21 protein-coding genes are annotated in these 18,411 nt (G+C 65.5%); 4 read left to right on the forward strand and 17 right to left on the reverse strand.

The genetic code is table 11. The annotated features are described in order from the left end of the window. The first annotated feature begins 22 nt into the window (after positions 1-22). Positions 23-742 (forward strand): SIMPL domain-containing protein, encoded by a 720-nt coding sequence (locus tag ACW17X_RS03900; RefSeq protein ID WP_492099748.1) that lies wholly within the window; start codon positions 23-25, stop codon positions 740-742. Here the strand turns inward: ACW17X_RS03900 and ACW17X_RS03905 are convergent. Beyond that, positions 723-947, reverse strand: coding sequence for a hypothetical protein (locus ACW17X_RS03905; RefSeq protein WP_492099749.1), 225 nt, complete (start codon positions 945-947; stop codon positions 723-725). The two genes, ACW17X_RS03900 and ACW17X_RS03905, sit on opposite strands and share 20 nt — an antisense overlap. Positions 948-1,094: 147 nt before the next feature. Here ACW17X_RS03905 and ACW17X_RS03910 point away from each other — a divergent pair, with 147 nt between their 5' ends. From ACW17X_RS03910 to ACW17X_RS03920, 3 genes are all read left to right on the forward strand, one after another. Continuing rightward, entirely contained in the window at positions 1,095-3,452 is a 2,358-nt protein-coding gene (locus tag ACW17X_RS03910) for an ATP-dependent helicase (protein WP_492099750.1), read from the forward strand. A 94-nt stretch (positions 3,453-3,546) separates the two neighbouring features. Further along, complete coding sequence (locus ACW17X_RS03915; RefSeq protein WP_492099751.1) at positions 3,547-4,638, forward strand: PLP-dependent cysteine synthase family protein; 1,092 nt, start codon at positions 3,547-3,549, stop codon at positions 4,636-4,638. A 79-nt stretch (positions 4,639-4,717) separates the two neighbouring features. Further along, entirely contained in the window at positions 4,718-4,900 is a 183-nt protein-coding gene (locus tag ACW17X_RS03920) for a DUF3606 domain-containing protein (RefSeq protein ID WP_055753752.1), read from the forward strand. 22 nt (positions 4,901-4,922) lie between these two features. On the opposite strand, the gene ACW17X_RS03925 is transcribed toward ACW17X_RS03920, so the two are convergent. From ACW17X_RS03925 to lipA, 16 genes are all read right to left on the reverse strand, one after another. Beyond that, positions 4,923-5,684 (reverse strand): hypothetical protein, encoded by a 762-nt coding sequence (locus tag ACW17X_RS03925; RefSeq protein WP_492099752.1) that lies wholly within the window; start codon positions 5,682-5,684, stop codon positions 4,923-4,925. A gap of 157 nt (positions 5,685-5,841) precedes the next feature. Continuing rightward, positions 5,842-7,248: a dihydrolipoyl dehydrogenase gene (gene lpdA, locus ACW17X_RS03930; RefSeq protein ID WP_492099753.1), complete on the reverse strand. Its 1,407-nt coding sequence runs from the start codon at positions 7,246-7,248 to the stop codon at positions 5,842-5,844. A gap of 2 nt (positions 7,249-7,250) precedes the next feature. Next, positions 7,251-7,730: a glutathione peroxidase gene (locus ACW17X_RS03935; RefSeq protein ID WP_492099754.1), complete on the reverse strand. Its 480-nt coding sequence runs from the start codon at positions 7,728-7,730 to the stop codon at positions 7,251-7,253. 15 nt (positions 7,731-7,745) lie between these two features. Next, positions 7,746-9,026, reverse strand: coding sequence for a pyruvate dehydrogenase complex dihydrolipoamide acetyltransferase (locus ACW17X_RS03940; protein ID WP_492099755.1), 1,281 nt, complete (start codon positions 9,024-9,026; stop codon positions 7,746-7,748). Then, positions 9,023-9,322 (reverse strand): DUF5076 domain-containing protein, encoded by a 300-nt coding sequence (locus tag ACW17X_RS03945; protein ID WP_492025543.1) that lies wholly within the window; start codon positions 9,320-9,322, stop codon positions 9,023-9,025. Before ACW17X_RS03945 ends, ACW17X_RS03940 begins: the two co-directional genes overlap by 4 nt. Next, positions 9,319-10,683 carry a pyruvate dehydrogenase complex E1 component subunit beta gene (locus ACW17X_RS03950; protein WP_492099756.1) on the reverse strand — a complete coding sequence of 455 codons (1,365 nt, stop codon included), beginning with the start codon at positions 10,681-10,683 and terminating at the stop codon, positions 9,319-9,321. The genes ACW17X_RS03945 and ACW17X_RS03950 overlap by 4 nt, the downstream gene beginning before the upstream one ends. Positions 10,684-10,686: 3 nt before the next feature. Further along, positions 10,687-11,715: a pyruvate dehydrogenase (acetyl-transferring) E1 component subunit alpha gene (pdhA, locus tag ACW17X_RS03955; RefSeq protein WP_271165954.1), complete on the reverse strand. Its 1,029-nt coding sequence runs from the start codon at positions 11,713-11,715 to the stop codon at positions 10,687-10,689. Between the two features lie 133 nt (positions 11,716-11,848). Next, on the reverse strand, positions 11,849-12,148 hold the full coding sequence (locus ACW17X_RS03960; protein ID WP_492100431.1) for an FtsB family cell division protein: 300 nt from the start codon (positions 12,146-12,148) through the stop codon (positions 11,849-11,851). Between the two features lie 138 nt (positions 12,149-12,286). Further along, entirely contained in the window at positions 12,287-13,564 is a 1,278-nt protein-coding gene (gene eno / locus ACW17X_RS03965; RefSeq protein ID WP_271165952.1) for a phosphopyruvate hydratase, read from the reverse strand. Between the two features lie 87 nt (positions 13,565-13,651). Then, positions 13,652-14,269, reverse strand: coding sequence for a hypothetical protein (locus tag ACW17X_RS03970; protein ID WP_492099757.1), 618 nt, complete (start codon positions 14,267-14,269; stop codon positions 13,652-13,654). 110 nt (positions 14,270-14,379) lie between these two features. Continuing rightward, positions 14,380-14,562, reverse strand: coding sequence for a 50S ribosomal protein L32 (gene rpmF, locus ACW17X_RS03975; protein WP_035305966.1), 183 nt, complete (start codon positions 14,560-14,562; stop codon positions 14,380-14,382). Positions 14,563-14,689: 127 nt separating this feature from the next. Further along, positions 14,690-15,214 (reverse strand): GNAT family N-acetyltransferase, encoded by a 525-nt coding sequence (locus ACW17X_RS03980; protein WP_492099758.1) that lies wholly within the window; start codon positions 15,212-15,214, stop codon positions 14,690-14,692. Beyond that, positions 15,211-15,771 carry a sugar O-acetyltransferase gene (locus ACW17X_RS03985; RefSeq protein ID WP_492099759.1) on the reverse strand — a complete coding sequence of 187 codons (561 nt, stop codon included), beginning with the start codon at positions 15,769-15,771 and terminating at the stop codon, positions 15,211-15,213. Before ACW17X_RS03985 ends, ACW17X_RS03980 begins: the two co-directional genes overlap by 4 nt. Continuing rightward, positions 15,768-16,883: an NAD(P)/FAD-dependent oxidoreductase gene (locus tag ACW17X_RS03990; RefSeq protein ID WP_492099760.1), complete on the reverse strand. Its 1,116-nt coding sequence runs from the start codon at positions 16,881-16,883 to the stop codon at positions 15,768-15,770. The genes ACW17X_RS03985 and ACW17X_RS03990 overlap by 4 nt, the downstream gene beginning before the upstream one ends. Beyond that, entirely contained in the window at positions 16,880-17,332 is a 453-nt protein-coding gene (locus tag ACW17X_RS03995; protein ID WP_492099761.1) for a type II toxin-antitoxin system RatA family toxin, read from the reverse strand. The genes ACW17X_RS03990 and ACW17X_RS03995 overlap by 4 nt, the downstream gene beginning before the upstream one ends. A gap of 7 nt (positions 17,333-17,339) precedes the next feature. Beyond that, complete coding sequence (lipA, locus tag ACW17X_RS04000) at positions 17,340-18,302, reverse strand: lipoyl synthase (RefSeq protein WP_492043460.1); 963 nt, start codon at positions 18,300-18,302, stop codon at positions 17,340-17,342. Between the last annotated feature and the right edge of the window lie 109 nt (positions 18,303-18,411).

Genomic DNA, 18,411 nt, shown 5'->3' on the forward strand with positions numbered 1-18,411 from the left:
TGGCCTTCAAAAGGAGCCCGACATGGACACCCAACGCCTGATCCCCGCCGCCGCCTTCGGGGGCCTGCTGGCTGTCGGCCTGATCGGGGCCGGCGCGCTGATCGGCCAGGGCGTGATCCATGCCCGCGCCGGGGACCGAACCGTAACGGTGCGCGGTCTGTCGGAACGCGAGGTGAAGGCGGATCTGGCCGTTCTGCCGCTGCGCTTCACCGCCTCGGGCGAGGTCTTGTCCGAGGTCCAGGCGCGCATCGACGGCGACCTGGCCCTGGTGCGTCAGTTTCTGAAGACCCAGGGCTATCCGGCCGACGCCGTCGATCTGGGTCGGCTGGAGGTCGCCGACACCCGCTCGCGCGAATACGGCGTCCAGAACGGCGGCCCCCGCTTCATCCTGGCCCAGACGGTCATCGTCCGCACCGGCGACGTCGCCCGCGTCCAGGCCACCACCCGCGCACTGAACGACCTCGTGCGCCAGGGCGTGGTGCTGCAGGACTTCCAGGGCCCGTCCTATATCTTCACCAAGCTGAACGCCGTCCGGCCCCAGATGATCGCCGAGGGCACGGCGGCGGCGCGCACCGGCGCAGAACAGTTCGCCAAAGATTCCGGCACGCCTCTCGGTCCGATCCGTCAGGCGACCCAGGGCTCGTTCGAAATCCTGCCGCGCGACGGTTCAGGCGGCGACGAGTCCGGCTCCATCGACAAGAAGGTCCGGGTGGTGACCACCATTACCTATAGTCTGAAATAGGCGGGTCGGCGCTGAGCGTCTCCGCCTGATCGGCCTGGGCCATGGGCCGCCCGATCGGTTGCACCTCATCAAGCTTGGGGTCGCCGCCCTTCTCGAACAGGGCGATCCAGACGGCGATAACGACGAACATCCCCACCATGCCCAAGGCGAAGGCGCGCCAGCCGCCTCTGTCTCGTCTCGGTCTTTGGTTTGGTTGTCGCTTCATCCTCTGCGCCTTTCGTTGCATCGCTATGGTGAACAGGCCGTCGATCAAGGCGGTTCCGCCGTTTCATTTCTGCGGCGGCCCTGACATCGCCTTCCGGTCCCCTTATGTTCCCTATTCGATTCTGACTGACCGGACCTGTTCCCGCCTGTGACCGATCTTCCCGCCCCCCGTATTTCAGACCTGGCCCGGGCGCGCGCGCCGCAGGAGGAAGAGGCGCGCGACTATCTGTCGGGTCTCAACCCCGAGCAGCGCGAGGCGGTCGAGACGACCGAGGGGCCGGTCCTGGTCCTGGCCGGCGCCGGCACCGGAAAGACCCGGGTGCTGACCACGCGGCTGGCGCACATCCTGGCGACCGGTCGGGCCAAGCCGTGGGAGTTGCTGGCCGTCACCTTCACCAACAAGGCCGCGCGCGAGATGCGCGAGCGGATCACCCATCTGATCGGTCCCTCGGCCGAGGGCTTACGTTGGTTGGGCACCTTCCACTCCATCGCCGCCCAGATCCTGCGTCGCCACGCCGAACTGGTCGGGCTGAAGTCCAGCTTCACCATCCTGGACACCGACGACCAGGAACGGGTGCTGAAACAGCTGTTGGAAGCCGCCAATATCGACACCAAACGCTGGACGCCCAAGTCGCTGTCCGGCCTGATCGACCACTGGAAGAACCGCGGCTGGACGCCAGAGAAGCTGCCGCCCGGCGAGGACTTCGCCAACGGCAAGGGCCAGGGCCTGTACGCCGCCTATCAGGCCCGCCTGCGCAGCCTGAAAGCCTGCGACTTCGGCGACCTGCTGCTGCACAACATCACCATCCTGTCGAAACACGCGGATCTAGCGGACGAATACCGCCGCCGCTTCCGCTACATCCTGGTCGACGAATATCAGGACACCAATGTCGCCCAATATCTGTGGCTGCGGCTGCTGACGGCCTCGACCGGCAATGTCTGCTGCGTCGGCGACGACGATCAGTCGATCTATGGCTGGCGGGGGGCCGAGGTGGACAACATCCTGCGCTTCGAACGCGACTTCCCCGGCGCCAAGATCGTCAAGCTTGAGCGCAACTATCGCTCGACCAGCCATATCCTGGGCGCGGCCTCGGGCCTGATCGCCGCCAACCGCGACCGCCTGGGCAAGACCCTGTGGACCGAGGACGACAGCGGCGACAAGGTGCGGGTGCGCGGCGTCTGGGACGGCGAGGCCGAGGCCCGTCTGATCGGCGACGAGATCGAGACTGCGCGCCGCCCCCATGCCGGCGAACCGGGTCTGAAATACAAGGACATGGCCATCCTGGTCCGCGCCTCGTTCCAGATGCGGGCCTTCGAGGAACGGCTGGTCATGCTGGCCGTCCCCTACAAGGTCATCGGCGGGCCGCGCTTCTTCGAGCGGGCCGAGATCCGCGACGCCCACGCCTATCTGCGGCTGATCCTGTCCGAGGACGACGATCTGGCCTTTGAGCGGATCGTCAATGTGCCCAAGCGCGGCATCGGCGACACCTCGGTTCAAAAGGTCCTGCAGATCGCCCGCCAGCACGACCTGTCGGCCCTGACCGCCGTGCGCGGCCTGATCAACACCGACGAGCTTCAGGCCCGCACCCGCACCGCCCTGTCCAACTTCGTGCGCGACATCGACCGCTGGCGCACATTGTCAGAGACCACACCCCACTGGCAGGTCATGGAGACCGTGCTGGAGGAGAGCGGCTACACCGACATGCAGAAGGCCGACCGCACCAGCGGTCAGACGCGGTTGGACAACCTGAAGGAACTGACCCAGTCGATGCAGCAGTTCGAGACGCTGCAGGCCTATCTGGAGCACGTCTCCCTGGTCATGGATCTGGAACGCGCCAACAGCGACGATCCGAACGGCGACGGGGCGGTCCAGATCATGACCCTGCACGGCGCGAAAGGGCTCGAGTTCCCGCTGGTCTTCCTGCCCGGCTGGGAGGAAGGCGTCTTCCCCAGCCAGCGCAGCATCGACGAAAAGGGCGAGAAGGGCCTCGAGGAGGAACGCCGCCTGGCCTATGTCGGCGTCACCCGCGCCAAACAGGACGCGCGCATCTCATTCGCCGCAAACCGTCTCGTCTATGGCCGCTGGACCTCGCAACTGCCCAGCCGCTTCGTCGACGAACTGCCCATCGCCCACGTCGATCCGCAATCCGACACCGGCTACTACGGCGCCTCCGCTGGCATGAAGGAGGCCAAGAGCCGCTGGGACGACGCGCCCAGCTTCGGCAGCGGCTATTCCTCCCCCGGCTGGAAACGCGCCCAAACCTTCACCGCCGCCCAGACCCCGAACAAGATCCCCGCCCGCAAGGCCGTGATCGAAGGCGACGGCCGCCTGATCGCCACCGCCGATCCCAAGTCCGGCTCCGGCTGGAAAAAGGGCGAACGCGTCTTCCACCAGAAGTTCGGCTACGGCCACGTCCGCGTCATCGAGGGCAACAAACTGCTGGTCGATTTCGAAAAGGCGGGCGAGAAACGGGTGATCGACAGTTTCGTGGAGAAGGCGGAGTAGACGAGTCCAAACCCACGCGCCGGGCCTCAACCGCCTTTGCCGCGGCCAAGCTTTGGCCTAAGCCATCGCCTTCCCGTCTACGACCGAGTCCGCCATGTCCGCCCCTGCCCGTCCCACCGTTGATCGCGCCTGGCTGAGCTGGGCGATGCGGCGGATCGAGGCGGACTACAACCGCTCGGCAGACACCCATCTGATCCCGGTGGACATGCCGGCCCTGTCGGACATCGCCCTGTATCTGAAGGACGAATCCAGCCACCCGACCGGCAGCCTGAAGCACCGTCTGGCGCGGTCGCTGTTCCTCTACGCCCTCAGCAACGGCTGGATCGGCGAGGGCATGACCATCGTCGAGGCGTCCAGCGGTTCGACCGCCGTGTCCGAGGCCTATTTCGCCCGGATGCTCAACCTGCCCTTCATCGCCGTGGTGCCGCGCTCCACCGCCCAGGAGAAGATCGCCGCCATCGAATTCTACGGCGGACGCTGCCATTTCGTGGACGTGCCCGGCGACGCCTACGCCGAGAGCCAGCGGCTCGCCGATGAACTGGGCGGCCACTACATGGACCAGTTCACCTATGCCGAACGAGCCACGGACTGGCGCGGCAACAACAATATCGCCGAGTCCATCTTCGCCCAGATGCGACGCGAGCCCTGCCCCGTCCCCCGCTGGATCGTGTGCGGGGCGGGCACAGGCGGCACCTCGGCGACCATCGGTCGGTTCGCCCGTTTCAACCGCCACGACACCCAGATCTGCGTCGCCGATCCGGAAGCCTCCGTCTTTCACCGCCACTGGGCCGATGCGACGGTCCAGACCAGCCTCGACCGTCCATCCCTGATCGAGGGCATCGGTCGCGCGCGAGTCGAACCTTCCTTCGTTCCCAACGTCGTGGATCGGATGATCGTCGTGCCCGATGTCGCCTCCATCGCCGCCACCCGCGTGCTCAGCCGGCGTCTGGGCCGCCCCTGCGGCGGATCGACCGGCACCAACCTGTGGGCCTGCGTCAAACTGGCCCAGGAAATGGCGCGCGCGGGCGAGTGCGGATCAATCGTGTCCATCCTGTGCGACCACGGCGACCGCTACGCCTCCACCTATTTCGACGACGCCTGGATCGCCGCCCAGGGCCTGGACACCGCCCCATGGGAAGCCCGCATGGACGCCTTCTTTGAAACAGGCGTCTTGCCGGAGGCCTGAACCGCCTGTTTCACCGGGGCGGACAGGTCTAAGAAGGCCCAAGCGGCCGGACCGGTCAAAACCTCAACAGGAGCCGACCATGGCGGGACTAAAGGACAAGCGCGGCTTCATCGACAAGGACCGCATCGACCTGTCGGAGCGGCAGTCGGTCGAATACTGGATGAAGCGCTGGGGCGTGACCAAGGACCAAATCACCGCCGCTCACCGCAAGGTCGGCCGCATGACCAAGGACATCGCCGCGGAATTGGGCAAGAAGCGTTAGGCTCGAGCAGTCGCACCATAGCTCAGGCGGCGCGCAATCCCGCCAGCAGCTGCGGGTTCTTGCGCAGGTAGGCAACAGCCTTCAGCCGGGCGCGCTCAATCTCGGGCTTCAGATAGCGGCCCATCCCCCCGTCATCCTCCCGCAACTCAGCAAAGATGGCCAAAGCAAAGGCCCAGCTGTTTGGGGAAAGATAACCGCTGGTCTGACTTTGCCAGCCCTGACTGAATGCATCGCCATGCTGGGAGAAGCTGAAAGCCGCATTGGCGCCGAACACGCCCAGACCGGCATAGGCCACGGTCAGATCGGTGATCAGTTCGTGGGTCTGGTCATCGACGAGGTCGGATTCCTCCGACAGAAGGAGGTGCGACAATTCGTGCGCCAGAACCGCCACGAGTTCCGTCGGCTTCTCGATCAGGTCCGGTGCATAGGTGATCACCGGCTGACCGGCTCCGTCGAAGCTGAACGTTCCTGCCGGATCTTGCGCGCCTTGGATTGAGACGAACTCCGCCACACGCAGCCCCGTCACCCGGGGCGGCTGTGCGCGAAGGCCGCAGCGCCAGTCCTGCATTCCCATCGCAGCCTTTACGCAGTCAAAGACATGAAGCGCGCGTTCATGCCCAACTGCGTCAGACGGCGGGAAAAAGTCTCGCGTCGGCAAGACGACAGGCGTCTGTTTGAGGGGAAGATAGACGCCGAACCGGTCGATCAGAATCGACCAGGTTTCCAGGTGCCAGTCTTCCAAATCCTTATCCAGAAAGCTTCGCGACATCAGCTTTCCGAACATGTCCGCCTCTCGCCCCAAGCCTGATTGATCAGACGCAACCATAGACCGAAGCACGTTCAACGCCAGGCGTCACATATGGCTTTGACGGTCGGAGCTCAGGGCGCGACGGACAAAAAATGGTCTCCTGCAAGCGGCCTTGAAAAAGACCACTCCTTGATCAGATGTGCAACACACGGCCGTAGGCGTCCAGCGCCGCCTCGTGCATGGCTTCCGACATGGTCGGGTGCGGGTAGACGATGCCGTGGATGTCTTCTTCCGTCGCCTCCATGGTGATGGCGGTGACATAGCCCTGGATCATCTCGGTCACTTCGTGGCCGATCATATGGGCGCCGATCAGGGCGCCGGTCTTGGCGTCGAAGATCACCTTAACGAAGCCGTCGATCTCGCCGGCGGCCACGGCCTTGCCGTTCACGCGGAACGGGAAACGACCGATCTTGACCTCGCGCTTCTCGGCGCGGGCAGCCTGTTCGGTGACGCCGACCGAGGCGACCTGCGGCTGGGCGTAGGTGCAGCCGGCGATGGGCGAATGGACGTTCGGGGTCTTGTAGCCGGCGATGAATTCGGCGGCGTGGATGCCTTCATGCGAGGCCTTGTGCGCCAGCCAGGGCGCGCCGGCGCAGTCGCCGATGGCGAACAGGCCCTTGACGTTGGTCTGGCAGTGGCCGTCGGTCTTGATATGGCCGCGGTCCAGTTCGACGCCCAGCGCCTCCAGGCCGATGCCGTCGGTGTTGGCGGTGATGCCGACCGCCGAGATGCAGACCTCGGCCTCCAGAGACTCGGCCTTGCCGCCGACCTCGATGTCCACCTTCACGCCGGCGCCGGTCTTGGAGACCTTGGTCACCTTGGCGCCGAGCTTGAACTTGAAGCCGCGCTTCTCGAACGACTTCTGGGCGGCCTTGGAGACTTCCTCGTCCTCGACCGGCATGATGCGCTCGACCGCCTCGACGACCGTCACCTCGGCGCCCAGGGCGCGATAGAAGCTGGCGAATTCGATGCCGATGGCGCCCGAACCGATGACGACGAAGGACTTGGGCAGTTTCTTCGGCGCAAGGGCGTCGCGATAGGCCCAGATCTTGTCGCCGTCGGCCTCCAGGCCGATCTGCGGCAGGGCGCGCGCCCGCGCGCCGACCGCCAGCATGACCGCCTTGGCCTCGACCGTGCGCGAACCGCCGGCCTTCAGGGCGATGACCACCTTGGGCGCCGCAGCGCCCTTCTCCAGCTTGGCCGAGCCCTCGATCACCTCGATCTTGTTCTTCTTCATCAGGAAGGCGACGCCCTTGTTCATCGTCGCCGCGACGCCGCGCGAGCGCTGGATGATGGCGTCGAAGTCGAACGACGCGCCGGACGCTGACAGGCCGTAGTCCTTCAGATGGCTCAGGCTCTCGAACTTCTCACCCGACTTCAGCAGGGCCTTGGTCGGGATACAGCCCCAGTTCAGGCAGATGCCGCCCAGGTTCTCGCGCTCGACGATCGCGACCTTCTGGCCCAGTTGGCTGGCGCGGATGGCCGCGACGTAACCGCCGGGGCCCGAGCCGATGACGACGAGATCGAATTCAGCAGCCATGATCAGATCAACTTCTCGATGTCGGCCTTGATGGCCTCGGGTTCTGTTTGCGGGGCGTAGCGGGAGACCACCCTGCCCTCGCGGTCGGTCAGGAACTTGGTGAAGTTCCACTTGATGGATTGCGAGCCGAGGAAGCCGCGCTTCTGCCTGGTCAGCCAGGCATAGAGCGGATGCCGCTTCGGACCGTTGACCTCCACCTTGTCGAACAGGGGGAAGGTCACGTCGAAACTGGTGGCGCAGAAGGCGGCGATTTCCGCCGCCCGTCCCGGCTCCTGCTCGCCGAACTGGTTGCAGGGAAAGCCCAGCACCTCGAACGGCCGGTCGGCGAACGTCCGGTGCAGCTTCTCCAGCCCGTCATACTGGCCGGTGAAACCGCACTTGGACGCCGTATTGACGATCAGCAGCGCCTGACCGCGGAAACGGTCCAGCGAAACCTCCGTGCCGTCAATGGCGCGGGCGGAGAAGTCATAGACCGAGGTCATGACCTCACCCTCCCCTTACGCCAGCATCGCGACGGGATCTTCGATCAGCGGCTTGAAGGCCTGCAGGAAGCGGGCGCCGGTCGCGCCGTCCACCACGCGGTGATCGCAGGTCAGGGTCACGGTCATGACCGTGGCCGGCACGACCTGGCCGTTCTTGACGACCGCGCGCTGCTCGCCCGCGCCCACGCTCATGATACAGCCCTGGGGCTCGTTGATGATCGAGGTGAACTGCTTGATCCCGAACATGCCCAGGTTGGACACCGAGAAGGTGCCGCCTTGGAACTCTTCGGGCTTCAGCTTGCGTTCGCGGGCGCGCTTGGCCAGGTCCTTGGACTCGGTCGCAATCTGGGCCAACCCCTTGGTCTCGGCCTTCCTGATGATCGGGGTGATCAGGCCGCCGTCGATCGCCACCGCCATCGAGACGTCGGCGTTGTGGTGCATGGCGATGCCTTCGGGGGTGTAGGAGGCGTTCGCCTCCGGCACCATCTTCAGCGCCAGGGCCGCAGCCTTGATGACGAAGTCATTGACCGACACCTTGATCCCCTGCGGCTCCAGCAGCTTGTTCACCTTGGCGCGAACGGCCATCAGCTGGTCGATCTCGCAGTCGATGAACAGCGGGAAGTGCGGCACGTTCTGGATGCTGTCGACCATGCGACGCGCCACGGCCTTCTTCATCCCGTCCAGCGGGATCAGGTCGTAGCTGCCGTCCGGGATCCCCATCTGGGCCAGCGACTGCACCTGACGCGGCGCAATGCCCGAGGTCGCGGCGGCGGCAGTCTTCGCGGCGGCCGGTTGGGCGCCCTTGCCGGCGGCTTCGACGTCGCGCTTGACGATCCTGCCGTGCGGGCCCGTGCCCTTGACCGACTTCAGATCGACGCCGTTCTGGGCGGCGATGCGACGCGCCAGCGGCGACGAGAAGAGGCGTTCGCCACTGTCCGACTTCGGCGCGGCCGGAGCCGGGGCGACCGGTGCGGACGCCTTGGGCGCCTCGGCGGCGGCCGGTGCAGCCTTCGGGGCCTCTTCAGCCTTTGCCGCAGGTTTCGGCGCAGCGGCCCCGCCCTCGTCCTTCAGGCGGGCGATCGGGGTGTTGACCTTCACGCCTTCCGTGCCCTCTGCGACCAGAATATCGGTGATCTCGCCCTCATCCACGGCCTCGACTTCCATCGTGGCCTTGTCGGTTTCGATCTCGGCGATCACGTCCCCGGCGGAGACGACGTCGCCCACCTTGACATGCCACTTGGCCAGAACGCCCTCTTCCATGGTCGGAGACAGGGCGGGCATCAGGATGTCGGTCATTGAGCAACTTCCTTCTCGGTCAGGGCGGCGCGGGCGTGAGCGTCGGTCCAGCCGTCGCAGATGGCCTTGAAGGCCTCCTTCTGGTCCAGACCCGCCATCTGGGCGTAGGCGTTAGAGAAATGCCAGGCGCACTCGGCAAGGACCGTCCCCATGTGGCGCGGTTCGTTCAGCGCCGGGCGGATGTTCATATGGGGCGTAGTTCCGCCCCACCAGATCCGCGCCAGTTCGGTGACCTGGGCCGGATCGACCTGGCTCAGCTGTTCCGGGATGGCCAGGGCCTTCTCGTCCAGGCTCATGCCATCACCTGCTTCACGGCGGCGATGATCTTGTCCACGCCCGGCAGCGACAGGGCTTCCAGATTGGCGGCATAGGGCAGCGGCACGTCTTCCTGGTGCACCCGCAGCGGCGGCGCGTCCAGATAGTCGAAGGCGTGTTCGATGACGCGGGCCACGACCTCGGCGCCGACGCCCATCGGACCCCAGCCCTCTTCGGCCGAGACCAGACGGCTGGTCTTCTTGACGCTCTCGACGATGGTGTCGGTGTCCAGCGGACGCAGGGTGCGCAGGTCGACGACCTCGCACTCGATGCCTTCCTCGGCCAGTTTCTCGGCGGCCTGGAGGGCGAAGCCGACCATGCGGCTGTGCGCCGTGATGGTGACGTCCTTGCCTTCGCGACGAACCTTGGCCTTGCCGATCGGCAGGACGTAGTCCTCGACCTCGGGCACGTCGAACTCGAGGCCGTACATCATCTCGTGTTCGAGGAAGACAATCGGGTTCGGGTCGCGGATAGCAGCCTTCAGCAGCCCCTTGGCGTCGGCCGCGTCATACGGCGCAATGACCTTCAGACCCGGAACCTGCGCATACCAGGCCGAATAGTCCTGGCTGTGCTGGGCGCCGACGCGCGAGGCGGCGCCGTTCGGGCCACGGAAGACGATGGGCGCGCGGATCTGACCGCCCGACATATACAGGGTCTTGGCGGCCGAGTTGATGATGTGGTCGATCGCCTGCATGGCGAAGTTGAACGTCATGAACTCGACGATGGGCTTCAGGCCCGCCATGGCCGCGCCGACGCCCAGACCGGCGAAGCCGTGCTCGGTGATCGGGGTGTCGACGACGCGCTGGTCGCCGAACTCCTGCAGCAGCTCGCGGCTGACCTTATAGGCGCCCTGATACTGGGCGACTTCCTCGCCGATCAGGAAGACCTTGTCGTCGCGGCGCATCTCTTCGGCCATGGCGTCGCGCAAGGCGTCGCGGATGGTCGTCTTGACCAGCTTGGCGTCGGCCGGGATTTCCGGGTCGCGCAGTTCGACCTTGGGGGTCGAGGTCTGGGTCGGCGCCTTCTCGGGATCGCCGGTCTTGCCTTCAGCGGTCGCCTTGGGCGTATCTGCCTCGGCCTTCGGCGCGGGCGCCGCTGCGCCGTCTTCACCGGCCAGACGCGCGATGGGCGTATTGACCTTCACGTTCTCCGAACCTTCGGCGACCAGGATTTCCAGCACTTCGCCTTCATCCACGGCCTCGACTTCCATCGTGGCCTTGTCGGTTTCGATCTCGGCGATCACCTGGCCGGCCGACACGGTGTCGCCTGCCTTGATGTGCCATTTGGTCAGCGTGCCCTCTTCCATCGTGGGGGACAGCGCCGGCATGAGGATGTCGGTCACGGATCAGGCCTCCACGTAGACGTCGGTGTAGAGCTCGGACGGATCGGGCTCCGGGCTTTCTTGGGCGAATTGAACGGCCTCGGCGACGATGGCCTTGATCTCGTTATCGATGGCCTTCAGCTCGTCTTCGGTCGCATTGGCGGCGGCCAGCAGCGTCTTGATGTGGTCGATCGGGTCGCGGGTCTTCTTGACCTCGTCCACCTCTTCCTTGGTCCGGTATTTGGCCGGATCGGACATCGAGTGACCGCGATAACGGTAGGTCTTCACTTCGAGGATATAGGGGCCTTCGCCGGCGCGGGCGCGATCGACGGCCTTCTTGACAGCATCCCGAACCGCGATGACGTCCATCCCGTCCACCTGCTCGCCCGGAATGCCGAAGCTGGCGCCGCGCTGGCTCAGCTGGGTCGTGGACGACGAGCGCTCGATGCTCGTACCCATGGCGTACTGGTTGTTCTCGATGATGTAGATGGCCGGCAGCTTCCACAGCTGCGCCATGTTGAAGCTCTCGTAGACCTGACCCTGGTTCGAGGCGCCGTCGCCGAAATAGACGAAGGCCACCGAATCATCGCCGCGGTACTTGCCGGCGAAGGCCAGGCCCGTGCCCAGCGACACCTGGGCGCCGACGATGCCGTGGCCGCCATAGAAACCGGTCGGCACGTCGAACATGTGCATCGAGCCGCCCTTGCCGCGCGACGAACCGCCGATGCGGCCGGTCAGTTCGGCCATGACTTCCTTGGGATCCATGCCGGCGGCCAGCATGTGGCCGTGGTCACGGTAGCCCGTGATGATCTTGTCGTGGCCCTGCTTGACGCTCTCTTGAACGCCGACGGCCACGGCTTCCTGGCCGATGTACAGGTGGCAGAAGCCCCCGATCAGACCCATGCCGTACAGTTGGCCCGCACGCTCCTCGAAGCGGCGGATGAGAACCATCTCGCGGTAAAAGCGGAGGAGGTCCTCCTTGGACGCCGAAGGCGTATTTGAAAGCTTGTCAGGCGCAGTGGTCTGAGCGGCTTTGGCTGGGGCTTTCGCCATCCGGCATCTCCCGGCTAGGCGCCGGGGAGCGACGCCTTCTTATCGTTACGGAAGGGGGCTTTAGCAGCCTTCCTTCCCGGAACGCAAAGGGGTGCGGGCTCGGCTGTAACAATAGTTCAAGTGGCGAGGGCTTTCACCCTTGAACGGGTTGTTCCTGAACGCGGATCACATAGTCGCGTGGGTCGGAAAAGCCGAGAACGGCACGGGCGCGCTCCTCCAGCAAGTCCTTGGAAAGGCTGTCAGTACGAAGATAGCGCACCCGCGTCTCCAGATCGCGCCGCTGTTCGGTCAGGTGGGCGAGCTGATCCTCACGCCGCCCCATCAGAGCGTCGCGCGACGATCCGCTCAGCAAGCCGCGCTCGCCCGTCAGAGCCTGCACGCCCAGATAGGCGAGCAACAGCAACAGGGCGAGGGAAAGGCGGTACGGCTTCATCCGTTCGGGCACTCAAACGCTCCTTCTGAGCGCGAAAAACACAGTTCACGAACTGTGCCCGAAAATGCCTAATAAAATGTAGCTTGACCGTAAGAAAGTCGGCGAAGAACGCTGATTCTTCGCCGACAATTCACGGGTTTAGCGCAGCAGCATGCCGTCGCCGAAATAAACGGCCTGATCGCCCAGCATTTCCTCGAGGCGCAGCAGCTGGTTATATTTCGCCACCCGGTCCGAGCGGGCCAGTGAGCCGGTCTTGATCTGCCCGCAGTTGGTGGCGACGGCCAGGTCGGCGATGGTAGAATCCTCGGTCTCGCCCGAGCGGTGGCTCATCACGGCGGTATAGCCGGCGCGGTGGGCCATATCGACGGCGTCCAGGGTCTCGGACAGGGTGCCGATCTGGTTGACCTTGATCAGGATGGAGTTGGCCAGGCCTTCGCCGATGCCGGCGGCCAGACGTGCAGGATTGGTCACGAACAGGTCGTCGCCGACCAGCTGGACCCGGTCTCCCAGGCGCTCGGTCAGCAGGCGCCAGCCGTCGAAATCGTCCTCGGCCATGCCGTCCTCGATCGAAACGATCGGGAAGCGCTCGCACAGATCGACCAGATAGGCGGCCATGCCCTCGGCGTCGACGGTCTTGCCCTCGCCGGCCATGACGTACTTGCCGTCCTTGAAGAACTCGGTCGAGGCGACGTCCAGGCCCAGGTGGAAGTCTTCACCGGCCAGATAACCGGCCGCCTGGCCCGCCTTGGTGATGAAGCTCAAGGCTTCTTCGGCCGAGGCCAGGTTCGGGGCGAATCCGCCCTCGTCGCCGACGTTGGTGTTGTGGCCGGCGTCCTTCAGCTGCTTCTTCAGGGCGTGGAAGATTTCCGTACCCATGCGCAGGGCGTCGGTGAAGGTCTCGGCCCCGGTCGGCAGGATCATGAACTCCTGGATGTCGATCGGATTGTCGGCATGGGCGCCGCCGTTGATGATGTTCATCATCGGCGTCGGCAGAACGCGGGCCGAGACGCCGCCGATATAGCGGTGCAGCGGCAGACCGGCCGAGATGGCGCTGGCCTTCGCCGCCGCCAGGGACACGCCCAGGATAGCGTTGGCGCCCAGACGGGCCTTGTTGGGCGTGCCGTCCAGGTCGATCATCGCCTCGTCCAGACGGCGCTGGTCCTCGGCGTCCATGCCGGATAGGGCGTCGAAGATCTCGCCGTTGACGGCGTCAACCGCCTTCTGCACGCCCTTGCCGCCCCACAGGTCCTTGTCGCCGTCGCGCAGTTCGACGGCTTCGTGTGCACCGGTCGAGGCGCCCGACGGAACGGCGGCGCGGCCGAACGAGCCGTCATCGAGGATCACATCGACTTCCACCGTCGGATTGCCCCGGCTGTCGAGGATCTGGCGGGCGACGATGTCGGCGATGTCGGTCATGGCTCGGCTCTTTGGCTCAGGCGGAAAACAGGTTCGAGGGGTTTAGCCGTCTCCCCGCGAATCGCCAATGCCTGTTGCCGTTCGCCGTCAGGAACAGCCCTCGACCAGCTGAATCGACGGATCGCCCGCGTGAACCATGGTCACCTTCCCGTCCGTGCCGACTTCGTAGCGGACGCCGCGTGCGGCGGGATCGGTCACATAGGCAGTCGATCCGCCACGGGACCAGACAAACAGGTCCTCAGCCGGCGCCGGCCAGTACTTATGCGGCTGAGCGAAGACGGCGCCGCCATAGGCCTGTTTGATCGCCATTCCGGTGTCGCCGACGCCGAACCCGCGATCCGTCTTGATCGTCGCCCCCCGGCCGGCTGTGATCCGAGTCAGCACCCCGTTCTGGATCATAACCCGCACATCGGTGGGCGCATTCACCGGATGAAACTCGTCGCAGGTCTCCGGATCGGCCCCGCCGACCGCATCGGGCTGCGAATCCTCGCCCCATACCTGGACCAGCTCGGCGCGCGTCATGCCGATTCGCGCCGGGCCTAAGCCGTCTGCGGTCAGGGTCGAGGCGTCGACCCGCGCCGGCGGAGTCGCTTCGGCGGGCGCCGGCGCTGCGGCTGAAGGCGGCTGGGCCACGGGGTCGTCACGGCGTTCGCAGGCGGCGAGCGTGAGCAGCGCCACAGCGCTGACGGCGGCGAAACGAATCATGGGCGTGCATCCTTCAGAGAAGCTTCACCGCTCAGAACGCACGAAAACGGCGCGCGGGTGACCGCGCGCCGTAAAAAACTTCGTCCAGCCGAAACTGGGCCGTTAAAAGACTAGTCTTCCTTCGGCGTGATGACTTGGCGACCGCGATAGGTGCCGGTCTTCAGGTCAATGTGGTGCGGGCGCTTCAGCTCGCCGGTGTCCTTGTCCTCGACATAGACGTTCGAGCTCAGGGCGTCGTGGGCGCGGCGCATGTTGCGACGCGAGGGGGATACTTTCCGCTTCGGAACGGCCATGTCCGTCTCAATCTTCTAAGTCGGGCGCCGCCCAGAGCCGAAGCCTGATCAAGCGCGAAAACAATAGCGGCGGCCCCAACAGAGCCGCCACGCGAGGCGCGGCTTATGCATGAACCGCACGATGATTTCAAGGCGTCTTGCACGACTTCCAGCGATCACGGTCCAGCCCGAAGTAAAGACTGTCCATCCAGACGCCTCCGACCAGCCAGGTTCGGGTGGCGGCCCCCGTCTGTTCGAAGCCCAAACGCGTCAAAAGCCGAATGGACGCCGCATTGGCGGGATCGACGTCGGCGGTCACTGCAGCGACATCCCGCGTGGTCATCACATGATCAATTACGGCGGTCAGAGCCTCTGTCGCCAAGCCTCGGCCCCAATGGTCCGGGTGCAGGATGTAGCCGATCTCGGGCAGACGCCAGAACCCCGCCTTGCCGATGGCCCGTCCCTGCGCCTCGATGACGAAATCATCGCTGTTTTCAGGGTCAGCGGCGATCATGCTCTCCAGCCACTCCACCGTCTGTTCCCTGGTCTCATGCGGTGTGGTCGACCACCACCGCATGGCGTCCGGCGATGAAAAGACCTGATGCAGATCATCGACATCGCCTGGTCTCGCCCGTCGCAAAATGAGGCGTGGCGTGACGAGCTGACGGATCACGGGATGGCGTTCCGAGTCAGATGTTTGACCACCTTGGCCGGGTTGCCGACCACGACGACGTCAGGCGGCACGTCCTTGGTCACGATGCTGCCTGCTCCAACGACGGCGCGATCTCCGATCGTCACCCCCGCCAGAACGATCGCCCCGCCGGCGATCCATACATCATCGCCGATGGTGATCGGTCGGGCGGATTCTAGCCCTCGCCGTTCGACGGCGTCCAGCGGATGTTCCGGTGTCAGCAACTGCACCCCAGGCCCCGCCTGGAAGTTGTCGCCGATTCGAATTTCGGCACAGTCCAGAAAAACACTGTTGGCGTTGACGAAGGCGTTCGCTCCGAAATGGATATTGACGCCATAGTCGCAGAAAAAGCCCGGCATGATCACCGCCTTGCCATCGGCCGCGCGCACCAGTTCATTGACGAGGGCGCGGCGCTTGTCGCGATCCGGCTCGGCGTTGATGGCGACCGTCAGGCCCACGGCGCGCGCACGCCCGTCACGCAGATCCGGGTCGCCCGGGTTATAACCCAGGCCCGCCAACATCTTTTCGCGTTCAGTCATGCCGTCGCCGTCAGCGCAGCGGCCACAGCCTCGCCTATGGCCAACGAGCTGGTCAGGCCGGGGCTTTCGATGCCGAACAGAGCCATCAGCCCCTCGATCCCGTGGTGCTCGACGCCGTGCAGTTGGAAGTCCGGCTGCGGTTCGCCCGGACCATGCAGCTTCGGCCGGATCCCGGCGTAGTCGGGCGTCAGGGCGCCGTCGGGCAGGCCGGGCCAGAAGCGGCGGATATAGGCGGCGAACACCTGCGCCTTGGCCGGATCGACCGAATAGTCCTCGGTCTCGACATAGGCCAGGTCGGGGCCGAACACCGCCTGGCCGCCCAGATCCTTGCGGTAATGGGTGCCCAGGGCGCCGGGAATCGGCGGCGGATAGATCAGTCGGTCGAACGGCGCCTTGCCGACCAGCCGGAAGTAGACGCCCTTGCCGAAATGGCCGGCGGGAATGTCGCCAGCCGGATAGCCCTCGACGGCCGCCGCGACAGCCTGCGCCGACAGGCCAGGCGCCGTCACCAGCAGGCGGCTGGAGACCTCCATCGCCCCCTCCCCGCCCACGCGGATCGTGAAGCCGCCGCCCGGCAGCGATTCGGCCCCCTCGAACGGGGCTGAGACCACGACCGATCCGCCCGCATCCTCGATCTCGCCCTGCAGGGCCAGCATATAGCCGTGACTGTCGAACAGGCCGCTCTCGGGCGACAGGATGGCGGCGTGGGCGTTCAGCTCGGGCTCCAGCGCCCGCGCCTGGGCGCCGGTCAGGTGCTCCAGCCCCTCGACCCCGTTGGCCGTCGCCTGTTCGAAGATGGCCTCGATCCGCTCGACCTCGGCCTCTTGCGTAGCCACGACCAACTTGCCGCATTTCCGGTGATCGATCTTGCGGCTGGCCAGGAAGTCATAAAGCGCCCGCCGCCCTTCGACGCAGAAGCGCGCCTTCAGCGACCCGGTCGGATAATAGAGGCCGCCGTGAATGACCTCGGAATTGCGCGACGAGACGCCCTGGCCGATGTGGCCTTCCTTCTCCAGCACCAGCACCGTCAGGCCCCGTTTCGACAACGCCCGACCGCAGGCCAGGCCAACCGCCCCGGCGCCCACGACGGTCGCGTCGAAATCGAAACTCATGGCCTGCCGTACCTCCGCTTCGCCTCAGCTTCGAAACAGCCGATCAGCTTTTCCACCGCCCGGTCGAAGTTGGCCGACAGCATCAAATCCAGCATGCGCGACTTGAAGGCGAAGTCGATCATGAACTCCAGCCGGGCGCCGTCGGGATGGGGGAAAAACTCCCACCGATTCTTCAGGTGCTTGAACGGCCCGCGCAGCAGGCCGACCTCCACCTTGGGCGCGTTCCGGTCATGCCGGACCCAGGTGGAGAACCGTTCCTTCAGGAAGGAGAAACCCACGCCCGCCTCGGCGTCCGAGACCGTGACGCCCTCGCCTTCGGCGCGCTCGTTCCAGACCCGCATCGAGGTGACCCAGGGCACGAAGTCGGGATAGGCGCGCACATCGGCGACCAGATCGGCGAGCTGTTCGGGCGCATACGGAAGGATGCGCGTTACGCGGTGGACGGCCATTCGAACCTTAGCGGCGCAGCTGCGCCTCGCGCGCGGCCTTCAGCCGGGCGAAGTCGTCGCCGGCGTGGTGCGACGAACGCGTCAGCGGCGACGAGGACACCATCAGGAAGCCCTTGGCCCGGGCGATCGCCTCATAGGCCTTGAACTCTTCCGGCGTGACGAACCGGTCGATGGCGGCGTGTTTGCGCGTCGGCTGCAGGTACTGGCCGATGGTGATGAAGTCGACGCCGGCGGACCGCATGTCGTCCATCACCTGCATGACCTCTTCCTTGGTCTCGCCCAGACCGACCATGATGCCGGACTTGGTGAACTGTTCCGGGTCGCGTTCCTTGACCATCTGCAGCAGACGCAGGGAGTGGAAGTAGCGCGCGCCCGGCCGGATCTTCAGGTACAGGCGCGGAACGGTCTCGAGGTTGTGGTTGAAGACGTCCGGCTTGGCGTCGATCATCACCGCCGCCGCCCCGTCCTTGCGCAGGAAGTCGGGCGTCAGGATCTCGATGGTGGTGTTCGGCGCCTGGATGCGGATCTGGCGCACCACCTCGGCAAAGTGGGCCGCGCCGCCGTCCGCCACGTCGTCACGGTCGACCGAGGTGATAACGACGTGGTTCAGGCCCATCTGCCCCACCGCCAGTCCGACCTTGCCCGGTTCTTCCGGGTCCAGCGGCTGGGGCAGGCCTGTCTTGACGTTGCAGAAGGCGCAGGCCCGCGTGCAGGTGTCGCCCATGATCATCAGGGTGGCGTGCTTCTGGCTCCAGCACTCGCCGATGTTCGGGCAGGCCGCCTCTTCGCAGACCGTGTGCAGACCCTTGGAGCGGACGATGTCCTTGGTGGCATTATACTGGCCCGAGCCGGGCGCCTTGACCCGCAGCCAGTCGGGCTTTTTCAGAACGACCGACTCCGGCCGGTTCTGCTTTTCCGGGTGGCGCAGCTCCGACGGCTTGCGCTGAAGGGTGTCGATCAGGGTGACCATGGCCGGTATTTCGGCCTTCCGACGTCTAATGGCAAGCCACGGCCGGTTACAGATGATGGCGCGCCCCAGGTCGGGCTTGGGAACTCACGCCGCGTAACCTATCTTTTCA

Source organism: Brevundimonas sp. FV1ye4L (assembly GCF_058681255.1).

What these genes read in the sequence shown, in the direction of transcription:
- ACW17X_RS03900 (WP_492099748.1), top strand. Translation starts at nt 23, where the DNA reads ATGGACACCCAACGCCTGATCCCCGCCGCCGCCTTCGGGGGCCTGCTG.
- ACW17X_RS03905 (WP_492099749.1), bottom strand. Translation starts at nt 947, where the DNA reads ATGAAGCGACAACCAAACCAAAGACCGAGACGAGACAGAGGCGGCTGG.
- ACW17X_RS03915 (WP_492099751.1), top strand. Translation starts at nt 3,547, where the DNA reads ATGTCCGCCCCTGCCCGTCCCACCGTTGATCGCGCCTGGCTGAGCTGG.
- ACW17X_RS03920 (WP_055753752.1), top strand. Translation starts at nt 4,718, where the DNA reads ATGGCGGGACTAAAGGACAAGCGCGGCTTCATCGACAAGGACCGCATC.
- ACW17X_RS03925 (WP_492099752.1), bottom strand. Translation starts at nt 5,684, where the DNA reads ATGTTCGGAAAGCTGATGTCGCGAAGCTTTCTGGATAAGGATTTGGAA.
- lpdA (WP_492099753.1), bottom strand. Translation starts at nt 7,248, where the DNA reads ATGGCTGCTGAATTCGATCTCGTCGTCATCGGCTCGGGCCCCGGCGGT.
- ACW17X_RS03935 (WP_492099754.1), bottom strand. Translation starts at nt 7,730, where the DNA reads ATGACCTCGGTCTATGACTTCTCCGCCCGCGCCATTGACGGCACGGAG.
- ACW17X_RS03940 (WP_492099755.1), bottom strand. Translation starts at nt 9,026, where the DNA reads ATGACCGACATCCTGATGCCCGCCCTGTCTCCGACCATGGAAGAGGGC.
- ACW17X_RS03945 (WP_492025543.1), bottom strand. Translation starts at nt 9,322, where the DNA reads ATGAGCCTGGACGAGAAGGCCCTGGCCATCCCGGAACAGCTGAGCCAG.
- pdhA (WP_271165954.1), bottom strand. Translation starts at nt 11,715, where the DNA reads ATGGCGAAAGCCCCAGCCAAAGCCGCTCAGACCACTGCGCCTGACAAG.
- ACW17X_RS03960 (WP_492100431.1), bottom strand. Translation starts at nt 12,148, where the DNA reads ATGAAGCCGTACCGCCTTTCCCTCGCCCTGTTGCTGTTGCTCGCCTAT.
- eno (WP_271165952.1), bottom strand. Translation starts at nt 13,564, where the DNA reads ATGACCGACATCGCCGACATCGTCGCCCGCCAGATCCTCGACAGCCGG.
- ACW17X_RS03970 (WP_492099757.1), bottom strand. Translation starts at nt 14,269, where the DNA reads ATGATTCGTTTCGCCGCCGTCAGCGCTGTGGCGCTGCTCACGCTCGCC.
- rpmF (WP_035305966.1), bottom strand. Translation starts at nt 14,562, where the DNA reads ATGGCCGTTCCGAAGCGGAAAGTATCCCCCTCGCGTCGCAACATGCGC.
- ACW17X_RS03985 (WP_492099759.1), bottom strand. Translation starts at nt 15,771, where the DNA reads ATGACTGAACGCGAAAAGATGTTGGCGGGCCTGGGTTATAACCCGGGC.
- ACW17X_RS03990 (WP_492099760.1), bottom strand. Translation starts at nt 16,883, where the DNA reads ATGAGTTTCGATTTCGACGCGACCGTCGTGGGCGCCGGGGCGGTTGGC.
- ACW17X_RS03995 (WP_492099761.1), bottom strand. Translation starts at nt 17,332, where the DNA reads ATGGCCGTCCACCGCGTAACGCGCATCCTTCCGTATGCGCCCGAACAG.
- lipA (WP_492043460.1), bottom strand. Translation starts at nt 18,302, where the DNA reads ATGGTCACCCTGATCGACACCCTTCAGCGCAAGCCGTCGGAGCTGCGC.